Source organism: Pseudoalteromonas rubra (assembly GCF_005886805.2).
In the GTDB taxonomy this organism is placed as follows: domain Bacteria; phylum Pseudomonadota; class Gammaproteobacteria; order Enterobacterales; family Alteromonadaceae; genus Pseudoalteromonas; species Pseudoalteromonas rubra_D.
Map to the genome: position 1 here is coordinate 374,159 of NZ_CP045430.1, position 14,388 is coordinate 388,546.

Annotated in this window: 13 protein-coding genes; 6 read left to right on the forward strand and 7 right to left on the reverse strand. The window is 47.8% G+C overall.

Annotation, left to right across the window (positions count from 1 at the left end; all coding sequences use genetic code 11):
• Window positions 1-22: 22 nt before the first annotated feature.
• The 3 genes from bfr (CWC22_RS20870) to norR all read right to left on the reverse strand — a co-directional run bounded on the left by bfr (CWC22_RS20870) (window position 23) and on the right by norR (window position 2,809).
• Window positions 23-508: a bacterioferritin gene (gene bfr / locus CWC22_RS20870; RefSeq protein WP_010380639.1), complete on the reverse strand. Its 486-nt coding sequence runs from the start codon at window positions 506-508 to the stop codon at window positions 23-25.
• A gap of 3 nt (window positions 509-511) precedes the next feature.
• The gene (gene bfr / locus CWC22_RS20875; RefSeq protein ID WP_010380638.1) at window positions 512-982 is read right to left on the reverse strand and encodes a bacterioferritin; all 471 of its coding nucleotides are present in this window, start codon (window positions 980-982) and stop codon (window positions 512-514) included.
• A gap of 198 nt (window positions 983-1,180) precedes the next feature.
• Window positions 1,181-2,809 (reverse strand): nitric oxide reductase transcriptional regulator NorR, encoded by a 1,629-nt coding sequence (gene norR / locus CWC22_RS20880; protein WP_419144628.1) that lies wholly within the window; start codon window positions 2,807-2,809, stop codon window positions 1,181-1,183.
• A 120-nt stretch (window positions 2,810-2,929) separates the two neighbouring features.
• Between norR and CWC22_RS20885 the strand changes: the two genes are divergently transcribed.
• From CWC22_RS20885 to CWC22_RS20905, 5 genes are all read left to right on the forward strand, one after another.
• The gene (locus CWC22_RS20885) at window positions 2,930-3,154 is read left to right on the forward strand and encodes a hypothetical protein (RefSeq protein WP_125557445.1); all 225 of its coding nucleotides are present in this window, start codon (window positions 2,930-2,932) and stop codon (window positions 3,152-3,154) included.
• Window positions 3,154-4,371, forward strand: a complete 1,218-nt coding sequence (locus CWC22_RS20890) for an NnrS family protein (protein ID WP_138539114.1) — start codon at window positions 3,154-3,156, stop codon at window positions 4,369-4,371. The genes CWC22_RS20885 and CWC22_RS20890 overlap by 1 nt, the downstream gene beginning before the upstream one ends.
• 60 nt (window positions 4,372-4,431) lie before the next feature.
• Window positions 4,432-5,610: an NO-inducible flavohemoprotein gene (gene hmpA, locus CWC22_RS20895; RefSeq protein WP_138539113.1), complete on the forward strand. Its 1,179-nt coding sequence runs from the start codon at window positions 4,432-4,434 to the stop codon at window positions 5,608-5,610.
• 96 nt (window positions 5,611-5,706) lie between these two features.
• Window positions 5,707-6,195 carry a low molecular weight protein-tyrosine-phosphatase gene (locus tag CWC22_RS20900; RefSeq protein WP_138539112.1) on the forward strand — a complete coding sequence of 163 codons (489 nt, stop codon included), beginning with the start codon at window positions 5,707-5,709 and terminating at the stop codon, window positions 6,193-6,195.
• 246 nt (window positions 6,196-6,441) lie between these two features.
• Complete coding sequence (locus tag CWC22_RS20905; protein WP_138539111.1) at window positions 6,442-8,034, forward strand: hypothetical protein; 1,593 nt, start codon at window positions 6,442-6,444, stop codon at window positions 8,032-8,034.
• A 53-nt stretch (window positions 8,035-8,087) separates the two neighbouring features.
• Here CWC22_RS20905 and CWC22_RS20910 read toward each other — a convergent pair whose 3' ends face one another.
• Complete coding sequence (locus CWC22_RS20910) at window positions 8,088-9,896, reverse strand: ATP-binding protein (RefSeq protein WP_138539110.1); 1,809 nt, start codon at window positions 9,894-9,896, stop codon at window positions 8,088-8,090.
• 122 nt (window positions 9,897-10,018) lie between these two features.
• Here CWC22_RS20910 and CWC22_RS20915 point away from each other — a divergent pair, with 122 nt between their 5' ends.
• Window positions 10,019-10,393 (forward strand): hypothetical protein, encoded by a 375-nt coding sequence (locus CWC22_RS20915; RefSeq protein WP_138539109.1) that lies wholly within the window; start codon window positions 10,019-10,021, stop codon window positions 10,391-10,393.
• Here CWC22_RS20915 and CWC22_RS20920 read toward each other — a convergent pair.
• From CWC22_RS20920 to CWC22_RS20930, 3 genes are all read right to left on the reverse strand, one after another.
• Window positions 10,331-11,647 (reverse strand): sensor histidine kinase, encoded by a 1,317-nt coding sequence (locus CWC22_RS20920; RefSeq protein ID WP_138539108.1) that lies wholly within the window; start codon window positions 11,645-11,647, stop codon window positions 10,331-10,333. The two genes, CWC22_RS20915 and CWC22_RS20920, sit on opposite strands and share 63 nt — an antisense overlap.
• Window positions 11,648-12,985, reverse strand: coding sequence for a sigma-54-dependent transcriptional regulator (locus tag CWC22_RS20925; RefSeq protein WP_125557903.1), 1,338 nt, complete (start codon window positions 12,983-12,985; stop codon window positions 11,648-11,650).
• Between the two features lie 197 nt (window positions 12,986-13,182).
• On the reverse strand, window positions 13,183-14,388 hold the full coding sequence (locus CWC22_RS20930) for an ABC transporter permease (RefSeq protein WP_138539107.1): 1,206 nt from the start codon (window positions 14,386-14,388) through the stop codon (window positions 13,183-13,185).

Genomic DNA, 14,388 nt, shown 5'->3' on the forward strand with positions numbered 1-14,388 from the left:
AGATAGCGTTGTGGCCTTATGCTCAGGTAGGATCCCCACCTGACATCTGGCTCTGAATATAATTAGGTAAGCCGATTAGTTTAATCAGGCCAATATGTTGTTCCAGCCAGTAAATATGGTCCATTTCCGTGTCATCAAGCAACGCCTCAAGCATCTCGCGCGACACATAATCCTGCTCTTCTTCACACACCGCAATCACCTTTTTCAGGTGATCTTTAACGGTAATCTCTGCGGCCAGATCGTTTTCCAGCATTTCCTGTACATTTTCACCGACTTTGATCGGTGCTCTTGAAGCAGTATCAGGCGTGCCTTCAAGGAATAAAATGCGTTCAGTAATACGTTTTGCATGATCCAACTCTTCTTCGTACTCATGCGCCAGCTTGTGGTGCAACCTGGACAGACCCCAGTCTTCGTACATTTTAGAATGAGCCAAATACTGGTCCATTGACGACAACTCCAGGGTCAGCTGCTTATTGAGTAAATCAATTACTTTTTGAGAACCTTGCATGTCTTACTCCTCAATTTGCGATTGCAGATAGTTTTCTATGCCGCAGTTTTTGATGAGGAACTGCTGGGTTTCCAGCCAATCGACATAGTCTTCCTCATATTCCAGGATATCTTCGAGCAGCTCGCGACTGACATAGTCCTGCTCTTTTTCACACAACTCAATGGCACTGCGTAACACCGGAAGTTGCTCCATTTCAAACGCCATATCACAACTGAGCATTTCTTCGGTATGCTCACCAATACGGAGTTTTTCCAAGTGTTGAAGGTTTGGCAGGCCCTCCAGGAACAATATCCGCTCGATTAAATCATCGGCCTGCTTCATGTCTTTGATGGATTTTTTATAGGCTTTCTCATTGAGCTCTTCAATGCCCCAGTTTTTCCACATGCGTGCGTGCAAAAAGTACTGGTTAATAGATGTCAGCTCGAGTGTTAAAACTTGATTTAGTGCTGCTATTACTTGCTTGCTACCCTGCATAGGGCCCCCTCAATAAGGAATAGTTAGACGCCTTATAAAACTAGAACAAAATCACAACTTAGCAAGACCGATTAAAACTAATAAATTACTTAATATATTCTTTTAAAATAAACAACTTATAAACTTAGTAAGAACAATTTTCATTGCGAATAACAGTCCTGATTTCGTTACTTCATTTTTAAAAACATCCGTAGATGATTAATTCAGCTTTTTGACTGTTTCTATTCCCAGACGTTTTGCCAGACGCACCAGGTTTGTCCGATCAACCGACAGCTCACGCGCCGTTGCAGCCCAGTTGAGTGCATTAGCCTGTAAACGAGCCTTGATCAGGCTCTTCTGAAACGCTTCTGTGGCTGCCTTGAGCGTTTGTGCTGAGGAGAGTTGCACAGATGCAACACCCTTATCCTGATCAACTGCTAACGCATTCGTGCCATTGTCACGCCACTGAACACTATGCATGACATCAACCTCGACAATATCCTCCTCGCGGGCAAGATGCTTTGCCTTCAGCGCAGCACGGCTGAGGACATGTTCCAGCTCACGTACATTGCCAGGCCAGTCATGTTCTCTTAGTTGCTTAAGAAAGCGCGCAGAGAGCACCAACTGGCGGACACCCAGTTTTTTGCGCAGTTGCTCAATAAAAAACCCCGCCAGGGGCTCGATGTCCTGCGCTCTGCTTCTAAGAGGCGGAACCTGCAACGGATAGACGCTAAGGCGATGATATAAATCGGCCCGAAAGCGGCCTTCCTCGACTTCCTGACGCAAGTCCCGGTTAGTTGCAGCAACGATCCGCACATCAACATACTGGGGCTTGTCCGTGCCAACGGGTTGAATCTCGCCGCTTTGCAGTGCCCGCAGCAATTTACTTTGCATACTCAGAGGCAGCTCTCCTATTTCATCGAGAAATAAAGTGCCGCCATGAGCAACCAGAAACTTACCTTCGCGATGTCTGTCAGCACCGGTAAACGCCCCTTTGCGGTGACCAAAAAATTCGCTCTCGGCCAGATTTTCACTTAAAGAGGCGCAGTTAACCTGGACAAAAGGACCCTGACAGCGCGATGAGTGCTCATGAATACGCCGTGCCACCAGCTCTTTGCCTGTGCCAGTTTCTCCCTGGATCAACACACTCAATTCAGAATTAGCGACCAAATCAATATCCTGCTTGAGCCTTTGCATCACCTCACTCTCACCTACCATAGTAAAGCGCTGATGGCTTATCTCTCTGAGCATCGCCATACCATGTCGGGCCCGCTCAGAGAGGGTTGCCAGGTTCAGCGCAGTTGCAAAATGCGCCGCAACCAGCGACTGCAACATCGCTAACATAGGCAATGCCACCTCTTTAAAAGCACTGGGGGTAAGACTATCAAAGGTGATCATACCAAGTAGCTGTTCATCCTGATAAAGCGAAAAGCCCATACAAGCATGTACTGGCAAAACCCCGGTGGTGGCCAGTAAAAGTCCGTCATAAGGGTCCGGCAAGTCACACTCTGCTGCAAATACCTGAGGCTGTGTCGCGCTGGCTATGGCCGCCAATCTGGGGTGGTCATTGATCACAAAACGCCTCCCCATCGCCTCAGGCGCAAGCCCCGAGCATGCAAGCGGAAAAGCAATCCCCTGCTCGCAGCGTAATACTGCGATGGCATCGGCTGTGACCACACTCTGTACCGCGCGTACCAAAGCGTGGCTAAACACGCTGACATCTCCCTCATTCAGGCGGGGAAGTTGCTGTGCCAACTCGGTACTGATACCGAGCAAATGCGATAACGTTCTCTGATCCAAGTCAAAATGACCTATTAAAGTTTTATAGACCCACACAGTATAGGTCATTATGACCCATTAAGGCAAATAACAAATCAACAACTAATTGTTTTAATTGAAAATTAAATCTGGCACGCTTCATGCCCTTTATATAACCAGTTTGACTCACTCTGCTATGTAAAGGTACCTATGAAACATTATCGCCAAACACTTCCCTATGCCAACCAGTGCCTGATGCTCAGCCTGACTGGTTTTTTACTTGCAGTACTTGCCAGCTATGCCTTCGACCACTACTTGTCTTTGTCTGCACAAATTACGGCTCACGTCAGTACAATTGTTTTCGCAACCCTGCTTAAAATCAGCTACGTAATACGCTGTTTGTGCCAGTACAACCTTGGACTGGAGGTGCGCTAATGGCCCTGCTTAACCTCGAAGAACCAATGTCAGACTCTGCAAAATGGTACCAGCTTCAGCATACTCCGTTGCTTATGCTGGCATTTAGACCGCTGTTTTTGCTTGGCAGCCTGTGGGCTTGTATCGCTATGCTGCTTTGGTTTGCCATACTAACTGGCAATCTTAGCTGGTCTAATTCCTTCCCTGCTACGCTTTGGCACGCGCACGAAATGCTGTTTGGTTTTGCCAGCGCCATTGCAATCGGCTTTTTATTTACAGCAGCGAAGAACTGGACAGGCGTCAGTACACTGAACGGCTGGCCTTTGCTGGGGCTTTGCATAATATGGATCAGCGCCAGAATTGTCGCATTCAGCGCTGATCTGCCACTACTGTGGCTGATCATCTTACAAGGTGCATTCTGGCTGATTGCCATCTGCCATTTTAGTTGGGTAGTGCTTCAGGTACATAACAACAAAAATTACCTGTTTGTGCCTGTACTGGCATTGCTGGCAACACTGAACCTGGTGTTTATTGTGATGCTCAGTCAGCACGCTTTTGAACTGGCGGGCCTGCTTAGTCAAATGGCTGTGTTAGGTTTTACATTGCTGATCAGCATACTGGGTGGTCGCGTCGTGCCATTTTTTATCTCTCGCGGTTTGGGATTACCGCAACAGCAGCGCACACCAAAGCTCGATAAGCTACTCATGCTCGTGTCACTGACTGGTCTTGGCGGTTTTTTTGCTCACCATTTTCTAAAGCTCACTGTTGTACCTGGTTATCTGCTTATCCTGGCTGGACTGTTACACCTCATTCGCGCTGTCATGTGGTTTCAGTACCGCATATTCACGGTGCCCCTACTCTGGTCCCTATATCTGGCTTATCTGATGATGGCTGCAGGCCTGGTTGGGTTCGGCGCAGCCTACTTTAGCAGTGTCTGGCAAGCCAAAGATGCCCTTCATCTGATCACTGTGGGCGGTATGGGCATGATGATCCTGGCAATGATGTCTCGGGTAGCACTGGGCCATACGGCCCGCCCTTTAACACCGCATCCTCTGATCTCAGTGGCGTTCCTTCTTATTGCACTCAGTGCACTGATCCGAAGCCTGCTTGGCGAACACATAAGCCCACATATGGCCTGGCAACTGAGTGCTCTGATTTGGTCTGCCGGTTTTGCGCTGTTTGTCTTTATCTATGGCCCCATGCTGATGCGCAAGCGCGCAGATGGACGTCGTGGTTAATTTTCTCATTTTTATGTATCTATACCACTTCACTGCAAAGTGATTTCATTAGGAGTTTTTATGCTTTCTCAACGAACAATTACCCTGGTTAAACAGTCAATTCCCTTACTGGCTAATGCTGGTGTTGAGGTTACAGAACACTTTTATCAGCGTATGTTCGCTCACAACCCTGAGTTGCTCGATATTTTTAACCTCAGCAACCAACGTTCAGGCAAACAACAGTTTGCGCTTTTCAATGCCCTGGCCGCCTATGCAACCTACCTGGATCAACCTGAGGTCCTGACTGAAGCTATTGCCCGGATCAACCATAAACATGCCAGTCTCAGCATACAACCACATCACTATCCCATTGTTGGAGAGCATTTGCTCGCCACTTTACGTGAAATGTTTGTGCACCAATTTACAAAAGAGATAGAACAAGCATGGGCTGAAGCCTATTCATTCCTGGCCGATTTGTTCATTACTCAGGAAGAAGGCATTTACCGACAAGCTGAACAGCTCAATGGTGGCTGGCGAGGCACACGTCGTTTCTACATCAGCAAAATTGTCAGCGAATCTGAACTGGTGAAGAGTTTTTATCTAAAACCCCTTAATGCGCAACCCGTAATGCCCTACCAGGCAGGACAATTCCTTGCCATTCAATGTCGTATCCCGGGAGAAAGCCATCAGCAGATCCGTCAGTACTCTTTATCTCATACCTCCAATTCGCAGTTTTACCGCATTTCCGTCAAACGGGATAATCTGGTTTCAGGCTATTTACATCGTTTGCGTGAAGGTGATGAACTGGACGTTATGCCGCCTGCGGGGGAATTCGTACTCAGGCAAACACGTGCACCTAAGGTATTAATCAGCGCTGGGGTTGGTATTACGCCCATGATGTCAATGTTACATACACTGGCAGACCAGGCATTTAATCAACCCCTGTACTTCCTTCATGCGTGCCGCAACCCGGCACAACAGAGTTTTCACGCTGAACTGACCAGCGCGGCTCAATCACTGCCGATGCTCACCGTCCATACCTGGTTGGAAGAAAATCAGAACGACCTTGTCTGTACAAACAATCATGCAGGGCGTATGCGCCTTGCGCCGCTGAGTAGCTCACTGCCCCTTGAACATGGAGAGTTTTACCTGTGTGGCCCAACGCCTTTCATGGCTGACATCAAACAACAGCTGATTACGCTGGGCGTTAATAACTCAAGGATTTTGTACGAAGTATTTGGCCCACATGAGAGCCTGTGATTGATCCAGGTATTGCCATAAAAGTCTGATATGATGAGGGGTACTTTGGGCTGCTTTGATAGGGCAGCCCTGGATTAACCGTAAAAGGACCCTTCTATGAGTGATTTCCTTCATGATAATAAGCCGGCCAGAGTTTTAGTCGTCTGTATGGGTAATATCTGCCGCTCTCCCACGATGGAAGCGGTATTAAAACACACAGCAATGCAACAGGGACTCAATCTTGAGGTCGATTCTGCGGGTACAATTGCTTATCACCAGGGTAACCCACCTGACAGGCGCAGTGCAGCAGCCGCGCATAAGCGTGGCTATAACCTGTCATCAATCAGGGCCAGACAAGTTCAGCCACAAGACTTTGAGTATTTTGATTTGATCCTGTGCGCCGATGAGCAAAACCTGGCCGATCTGCACGCTAAATGCCCCGGGCAATACCAGTACAAACTGGCGTTGTTTTTACGCTACGGTGAGCAGCCTCATGACGAAGTGCCCGATCCCTATTATGGTGGCGGGGACGGATTTGAACTGGTGCTCGATTTGGTTGAACAAGCCAGTAATAATATTATCACCAAGTTAAGCAAGCTCGGTTAAACAAGCACACGTATTTACCCCATCAGCAAAGTGCACCGCCCGGTGGCTTTGCTGCCAATCAACGCGCAATTTCTTTCCCATCCGTATTGACTTAAATCAATGATTAATTTGATTATATTATTTCTCACCGTAAGTTTGTGGCACATCAAACAGAGCGCTGAATCAAGACTAAATCACTCCACAAAATACCCCTTTTGAGTACACTAAATACAACTCTTAGCGTTAACTCATTAAAAGGAAATCGCCATGAAATTTACACTTTCAGCATTAACGTTTGGCATTTTATCAGGCTTGTCTTTTTCCCACCCTTCTATGGCCCAGAACACCGGCATTGAAGCTGCACCTTTACCCTACACAGACATAGCCCACAGCGCAGAGACACAAAATTATGACTATTCAGATAACCAACCATGGAGCCAGATGCCACCTGCGGCATTGCGCCCGGTCCAGGTTCCTTTGTTTGTGTCTATCGGCTTTGATGACAATGGCTCTAAGGAAGGGATGGACTGGATAACCGGCTATACCCGTCACCTGCAAAATGCACAGGGCAGTAATAATGCCGCCACCTATGATGGGGCGCCAGTTCGCTTTAGCTTTTTTAACACCGCGGCCTACATTCACTCTTCTGCCAATGATCCTGTGGGTATAAAACGCGCCTGGCGTAATGCCTGGCTGGATGGCCACGAGATTGGCAACCATACCTGGAGTCATCATGATGGCGGGCCAGATACGGGGAACTTTTCAGAACAAATGTGGGAAGAAGAAATCCTCGTGACACGAACCTGGCTTAATAAACCTTTTGATCCCAATGAGCAGGATGACGCACCAAACGACAACGCTGGCCCCGGGATCCCCATCAGCGATATGACCGGGTTCAGAACGCCATACCTTAATCATAATAACGCCTTGTTTACTGCACTAAAAGCTAACCAGTTTGTCTATGATACCAGCATAGAAGAAGGTTGGGGGCAGCATTATAATGGCACCAATAACCCCTGGCCCTACACGCTGGATCAAGGTACACCCACCCAGCGTGTAGGCAAACCAGATGTCGGCCACTTCGCCGGGCTCTGGCAACTGCCATCCAATGTCTTTGAAAAACCACAGGGCGGTAAGATGGTCGGCTTTGATACCAATATGTGGGTCGGTGGCGCCATGAGCAAGCAAGAGGTGCTGGCTATACTTAAACATAACTTGCACTTGCGCCTGCAGGGCAACCGGGCGCCATTAATGTTTGGTGCCCACGCCGACATTTATGCATCAGCCTATGACAATGGTGATCGCGCCACGCTATTTCGTGAACGCCAGGAAGCGATCGAGGAATTTATTCAGTACGCCTTGAGCCTGAAAGTAAACGGCCAACCTATTGTGCGGATTGTACCATTTAAAGACATTGTTGAGTGGATGCGACACCCCGCGCCACTCAATGATGGTAAGGTGGTAACAGTACAAAGCGTGGGCGCCAGCCCAACATACAGCGCAGGCACCATTTACTACAAGGGCGACCAGGTTTACCACAACGGACAATATTTCGAAGCTAAATGGTACGCCAGCAGCGCACCTGGCACGCAGGAGCCTGATTATGATCCCTGGAAACTGATCACACGCGCACAAGCAACTAAAGTTAAACACTTAGGTGAAGTGTCACCGCACGGAGACACCTATGGCGACGTCCTAATCGCGCCAAACGAAGGAAAGACCTTCTACTTTACGCCGGCAACCGGTGCGCACATCAGCAAAGTCATCATCAACGGTGTTGATATTGGTCCTGTCAGTAAGTACACCTTCCGCGCATTGAGTGCCAATCAGACACTACGCGTAGAATTTGCGGCAAATTAATCTCTAACCATTCGATTAACAAAATGAGTCGCTGTCAGACAGCGGCTCTGTTTTCAGACACAATTGGTAAGAATGGTATCAGTCAGTTCTGATTGAGATATGGGTTTGGCCACAACGGCATCAAAGCCCAAATCCGCATACTGTGAAATATCGCTATCAAACACATTGGCGGTTACCGCTATCACAGGCACGATTGGCCACTGATTTCTGATGACCTGAAATGCCTCTATGCCGCCCATCACTGGCATCTGAATGTCCATCAGAACCAAACGGACTTCTGAATTCATTTTATCTATTGCATCCTGACCATTACTTGCCACGGCCGTTTTGGCCCCCTGGCTCACCAGCATTTTCTGAAGGATAATTTGATTCACCGCATTATCTTCAACAATCAGCACCGATAAGCCCTGCAACAAGCCTTCCCCATTCACATTCTGGCCATGATTACCGCTCACATCTTCCTGAGCATCAACCAGCTGCAGTGGCACAGAGACTTTGATACTGGTACCCACCCCAGTCTGGCTGGTAATGTCAATTTTTCCCTCCATGGCAGCGACCAGAGACTTAACGATTGCCAGGCCCAGTCCAGTCCCCCCGTTAAGCCGGGTAGGTGATGCATCACCTTGTTCAAATTGCTCGAAGAGTTTAGTGATCTCGCTCTTGCTCATACCAATCCCGGTATCACGGATCACAATATCAACCCACTCTGAGTTTGCCTCTGCGATCACAGACAGAGAGATACGGCCCTGCACAGTAAACTTAACCGCATTACTGAGCAAGTTTATCAGCACCTGCTTAAGACGCAGTTCATCACCCACTCTTAGTGTTTGCGCTACATCAAACTTGTACTCAAAGCGCAGTTTTTTCTGCTCACATTCGTGACGAAATATATGCTCCACAGCTCTGGTAACTTTATTCAGTTCAAATTCACCGATATCCAGTTGCAACTTGCCCGTTTCCATCTGAGTGAAATCAAGAATGTCATTTACCAGGGTCGAGAGCATTTCACTGCACATCATCGCCGTATCCAGCAAAGAGCTACTTTCAGCTGAAAGTTTTTCTTTACGCAACAGCTGAAGGGCTCCATACAAACCGTTGATTGGCGTTCTGAACTCGTGCGACATGTTCGCCAATAGCTGCGACTTGGCTTTATTTGCCAATGTCAGCTCTTCCGAAGTCGCCTTTAACTGCGCTATCGAGCCGTTAAGTGAGCTAAGCAAAGCTTCCATCGTTGCGTCAGCTTGTTTGTTGTGCCGGTATAAATAAGCAATGAAAACCAAAAATAGCAAGGTCAATACAATTAAGGAGGAGAGTAAAATGCTGGTTTTCACTTCGTTTTGTTTTACCAATTCAGTCTCACTAAGTGCCCTGGTTTTATCCAGAGCAGCAAAAACGGTTGCCTGATATTGCGATTTGAGTGCGAAGTAAGTTTCATCCAGCAGTATTTTTTGAGCCTGCTGCTGCATACCGGCACGGCTTAAAGCAAAAGCCTGAGTCTCAATTTCTATCAGTTGTGTGTTTATCTGCACGGTCTTCGCTATCGCGTCAGCAATCGCCGGATCTAACGCCTTGGCTTCTAACAAGGTTTTATCGAGCGTGTTGGCAATATAGTGATAGCGCTGTGACCATTTTTCATCCCCGGTAAAGGTGTACATCCGCGATGACATGGTCAGGACTTCATCATAGTAGATGATTTCACTGGTTATTTTTTTGATTGAATCGATATGTGAATTCAGGTCATTGCGTTCATTTAAACTGGAGACCACAAACGGCACTATGGCTGCCAGTGCCACAAACACAACAGCTAACAATAACAGTAGCTTGATTCTGAGCTGCTTTACCTGTTTGAGCTTATCAACCATAATCTGTCAAAACATCATTCATACTCTACTTATTTGAGTATGTGCATTTTTCAATCTAGTTCAAGCAGGCCGATACGATTGCTGCCACACTTTAATATAAATTTCCCCCGATAAAGGTCCATATGACACGTTTAAAATCCATTTCGGGCCTGTGGTTCCTGAGTATATTCTTTGTCGGTAGTTGTATGTTTGCCCCACAAGAAACGCAATATTACGACCCGAAATGCAAAATGATGTTGCAAAAGAAAACACTGACCAGCACACAAATGCACGCCGTCAGCCAGTGCCGGGGCGATGCTTGCGCTCTGGTTTTAGCTGGTTTCGGCTTAGTCAGTGCAGCCAGTCTAGTGGTATCTGGTACAATAGTTATTGCCGCTAACACAATCTCCTGGCTGGAAAAGGTAAAGGGCTGCCCGGACCGCTCAGACCCCCAATCAGATAGTGGTGAGCGGCAGACGGATCTCAACACACAGCCCGCCCTGAGCGCGGTTTCTTAACTGGATGTGGCCGTGGTGTGCTTCCACGATTTCGCGACATAATGCCAGGCCTAAACCTGTGCCACTTGATTTAGTAGAGTAAAATGGAATTAAGGCATTGGCCATAATATGCTCTGTCATTCCCTGCCCGGAATCAACAACACGGATCTGAACATGCTGGGTCGAAAAGCCTACCTCAATCCCGACCGCATCCGGGGCACCGCCAGACTCATGGGCATTCTTGAGTAAATTAATCAGTAGCTGTTCCAATTGAGCCGCATCAGCACGCAGCTGCCGGCTCTGAGGCAGAGTGTCCGTTTGCGTGTAACTAAATTGCCAATGGGCTTGCAATTGTGCCAGCAGCTCAGGCAATTCGACAGGGGCCAATCTCGGGGTGGGAAGTTTGGCAAATTTTCCATACCCTTGCACGAATTCGGTCAGATGACGGATCCGCTCATCTATGGTCGAGAAAACCCGTTCAAGCCGTGTATCCTGCAACTTATTGGCCAGTATTTTACCACTGTGAAGCATCGAAGAAATCGGCCCCAGCGAGTTATTTAACTCGTGACTAATAATGCGGATCACCTTCTTCCACACCGCAACTTCCTGACGATTCAACTCTCGAGTAAGCTGCTTAAAGATATACAGCCGATGAAACTGATTATTGAGTAATAGCTCACCATTTGACAAATGCCAGGTCTGCTTGTCGTCTTCATTACGCTGTAATTCAAACAATCCATCCGAAGCTTCCGACAAAGCATGATACAAAGCCGGGTTTGCTTGCTGAGCGAGCTCTTCCAGCTTCATACCCTCAAGGTTATGCTCGCAATTAAGCAGCGCCTTTGCACTGTGATTTGAAAACACCACAATGCCCTTATCATCCGTCAGCAACAATACCTGAGGTGCGCTATGCAGCACTTTATCCAGCATTAACTCGCGTTGATAAATCCACTGTTTTTCATCCCTGAGTTGCGCAGCCGATTCATTATATAACTGGCACAACCTGCCCAACTCATCGTCATTCTGATAAGCCAGTAAAGTTGAAAAGTCGCTGTCTTTAAAGTTCAGTAAACCACTTTCCAGTGCCTGCAAACCAGCAAATAGCTTGCGGGTTAGCAGTCGAAGTATGGTGAGCCCCAGCAAAATTGCTGTCAGTAAAGCCGCTACCCAGGTTTGCCATGCCACCAAGCTCAACAAGGGTAAACTGACGACTGTCAGGGTCAGAGTCAACGCCAGATAAAGTTTATGCGCGATAGAGAGTCCAGGCATCTTCATTTAATAATCGATACCATGTTTTTGCAGCCGCCGATACAAGGCCTGCCGACTCATGCCAAAATGGCGCGCCACTTTCGCTATCACCCCTTGAAATTGCCGCATCGCCGCCTCAAGCTCAGCTTTCCCAGGCTCTTGCTTACCCGGTTCAGATGTCTGGGCAGGCGAGCTTACCTGTTGCAAGCCGAAGTCACTGACTTCCAATACCCCCTGCGGGTTAAGCACAGCGGCACGCTTACAGGCGTTTTCCAGCTCCCTGACATTACCAGGCCAGTCATAACTCAACAGCGCGCTTTCTGCACTCAGGCTCAGTTCACGATCAGGTAAAAAATGTGCGATAAGCGGTAATATATCGTCACTACGAGACTTCAGCGGAGGCAAATTCAGCTCAATCACATTGAGCCGATAATATAAATCCTGGCGAAATCGGCCACTTTGGATGTCAGCCAGCAAATCAGCATTTGTGGCCGAGATAACCCTGACATTCACGCGACGGGTTTCAACTGAACCCAACCGTTCAAACTCCCCTGTCTGAAGCACTCTAAGCAACTTCATCTGACCCGACAGCGGTAAATTACCAATTTCATCCAAGAACAAAGTACCGCCATCGGCGGCTTCAAAGCGCCCGATACGTTGTTTATTTGCGCCGGTATATGCGCCCGCTTCTGCGCCAAACAGTTCAGCCTCTATAAGCTCTTGTGGCAAAGCCCCGGCATTTACTTTGATAAATGGCGCCGTTTTTAGCGCTGAGTTGGCCTGAATAATCTCCGCAACTTTTTCTTTGCCACTACCATTATCTCCAGTGATCAAGACCGCCACATCAGATCTCGCAACTTGCACCGCCATATCCACAACACGTTGCATTGCGCCACTGCGAAAAATTAGGCCACGCAGATCGGCATCAGCATTAAGCGCTTCACGCTGTTGCGCAATACGCTCATGCTGCTCATTTTTCTCCTTTGCCCTACCCAAAGCAATCAGATTGGCAACCGACGTAAGGAGTTTCTGATCGTCCCAGGGTTTGGCCAGATAATCTGCAGCGCCAGCTTTAACGAGCTCAATGGCCATTTCCAGCTCAGTCCAGGCAGTGATCAGGATCACCGGTAAATGCGGGTTGATAGCCCGTAACTCCTGAAACAAAGCTTTGCCTTCCTCTCCGGACGTTGTGTCGGCAGTAAAGTTCATATCCTGGATCACCAAAGCAATACGCTGGTATCGCACTATCTGAAGCGCTTCAAAGGGGGTTAAAGCCGTTTCGACCTGATAGTCATGGAGTTCCAGCAGCAGTGAAAGTGCATCTAACACAGCCTGATTATCATCGACGACGAGTATCTTATTCATCATTATTATTGTGCTCGCATAGTATCCGTAGAGTCTGTCATTTCCATTATTATGACTCCTTGTTCCCAGTGTATCATGCTCCGCTTTAATATCAGCAAGTAATCATGGGACAAGTAACCATCTGACTTATCATCTATTCAGGCTCCGACAATAAATATCTTATCGCCGACAGCCTGATTTAAATCATATGACCTTAATCAAACACTCCGTGTCGCAATGCTTGGAGAAATATTCGCCGCACGCAGTGCAGGCATCAGCACCGACAGCAAGCTCATCACTAATAGTAAGCTTGCCGTTACGACAATAAATGAGTAACCCAGTGCCGGTACGGAATACCACTGCATCAACTTTTGTCCAAGAAGTACTGCCGCAGCACTTCCCAGCATGAGCCCCACGGTACATATCAGCGCATTCTCTACGACAAAATAGCGCACAATCGCTGACTTTCTGGCGCCCAGCGCTCGACGTGTGCCAATCTGCTTGGTTCTTTTGCTGATATTAAAGGTCGACAAGCCGAAAATACCTAACGCGGTGACTACCACCAGCACAACAATCAGCGTCATCAACATGCGCATCATCAATACATCCTTGGCATCGTAACGTGCTTTTTTCTGATCTAATCCTGTGATATCGCTCACCACTCGGTCACGGTGACTGGACAACATCAATTCTTCAATCTGACGCATTACCTGAGCGCGCGCTCCCGGCGCCGTTCTAACCAAGTACTTTTGGAAATTCCCCACTCGGATCATAGGAATAATCGCCGCTTTCTCACCAAAGCTACTTTTAGGCCACTGATTAGCCATGGTTTCGACAATACCAATTATGCTTAGTGGATCGGCGCCCCAATAGATGGTTTCACCCAGTCCCTTACCCGCTCCAAATAGCTCATCAGACAGCGCGCGACTGACAATGACGACGGAAGGACGGGCATCGCTTTCATCAATCACGACAACATCAGCCTCGTTAAAATCACGTCCCTCTGAGACAGATAAACCTAGTGTATTAAGGATGTGCTCGTCGCCTGTAACATAACCCATAGTAGACCTTTTACTCTCTTGTGGTTCGGGTTTGAGCTGCAAGCCACCTGAGCTACCACTGCCCGACAAGGGGACTGAGCTAATAGCAACGGCATCGATAACACCGGTGATACCACGCAAGCTTTGCTCATCCAGCTCCACCTGTTGCAGCAGGTCTAATTGCTTGTCAAAATTCAGTGAGTTGAACTTAAAAATGTTGTCTTCCGGATAACCCGTCTCTTTATTGAGATAGGTCATCCTGTCCTGAATAATGGATACCGCGTTGCTAACAATCGCCAGTGTGATTGCAAGCTGAAGGATTAACAGCACAGCCCCCAGTTTAGAGCGCATCAGCGCGTTAATGGTCGGTTTTAATTCAAACAT

Bases quoted from the DNA above. Each gene is read 5' to 3' on its own strand.
- bfr (WP_010380639.1), bottom strand. From the start codon at position 508: ATGCAAGGTTCTCAAAAAGTAATTGATTTACTCAATAAGCAGCTGACC.
- bfr (WP_010380638.1), bottom strand. From the start codon at position 982: ATGCAGGGTAGCAAGCAAGTAATAGCAGCACTAAATCAAGTTTTAACA.
- norR (WP_419144628.1), bottom strand. From the start codon at position 2,809: ATGACCTATACTGTGTGGGTCTATAAAACTTTAATAGGTCATTTTGAC.
- CWC22_RS20885 (WP_125557445.1), top strand. From the start codon at position 2,930: ATGAAACATTATCGCCAAACACTTCCCTATGCCAACCAGTGCCTGATG.
- CWC22_RS20890 (WP_138539114.1), top strand. From the start codon at position 3,154: ATGGCCCTGCTTAACCTCGAAGAACCAATGTCAGACTCTGCAAAATGG.
- hmpA (WP_138539113.1), top strand. From the start codon at position 4,432: ATGCTTTCTCAACGAACAATTACCCTGGTTAAACAGTCAATTCCCTTA.
- CWC22_RS20900 (WP_138539112.1), top strand. From the start codon at position 5,707: ATGAGTGATTTCCTTCATGATAATAAGCCGGCCAGAGTTTTAGTCGTC.
- CWC22_RS20905 (WP_138539111.1), top strand. From the start codon at position 6,442: ATGAAATTTACACTTTCAGCATTAACGTTTGGCATTTTATCAGGCTTG.
- CWC22_RS20910 (WP_138539110.1), bottom strand. From the start codon at position 9,896: ATGGTTGATAAGCTCAAACAGGTAAAGCAGCTCAGAATCAAGCTACTG.
- CWC22_RS20915 (WP_138539109.1), top strand. From the start codon at position 10,019: ATGACACGTTTAAAATCCATTTCGGGCCTGTGGTTCCTGAGTATATTC.
- CWC22_RS20920 (WP_138539108.1), bottom strand. From the start codon at position 11,647: ATGAAGATGCCTGGACTCTCTATCGCGCATAAACTTTATCTGGCGTTG.
- CWC22_RS20925 (WP_125557903.1), bottom strand. From the start codon at position 12,985: ATGAATAAGATACTCGTCGTCGATGATAATCAGGCTGTGTTAGATGCA.
- CWC22_RS20930 (WP_138539107.1), bottom strand. From the start codon at position 14,388: ATGTTTGAATTAAAACCGACCATTAACGCGCTGATGCGCTCTAAACTG.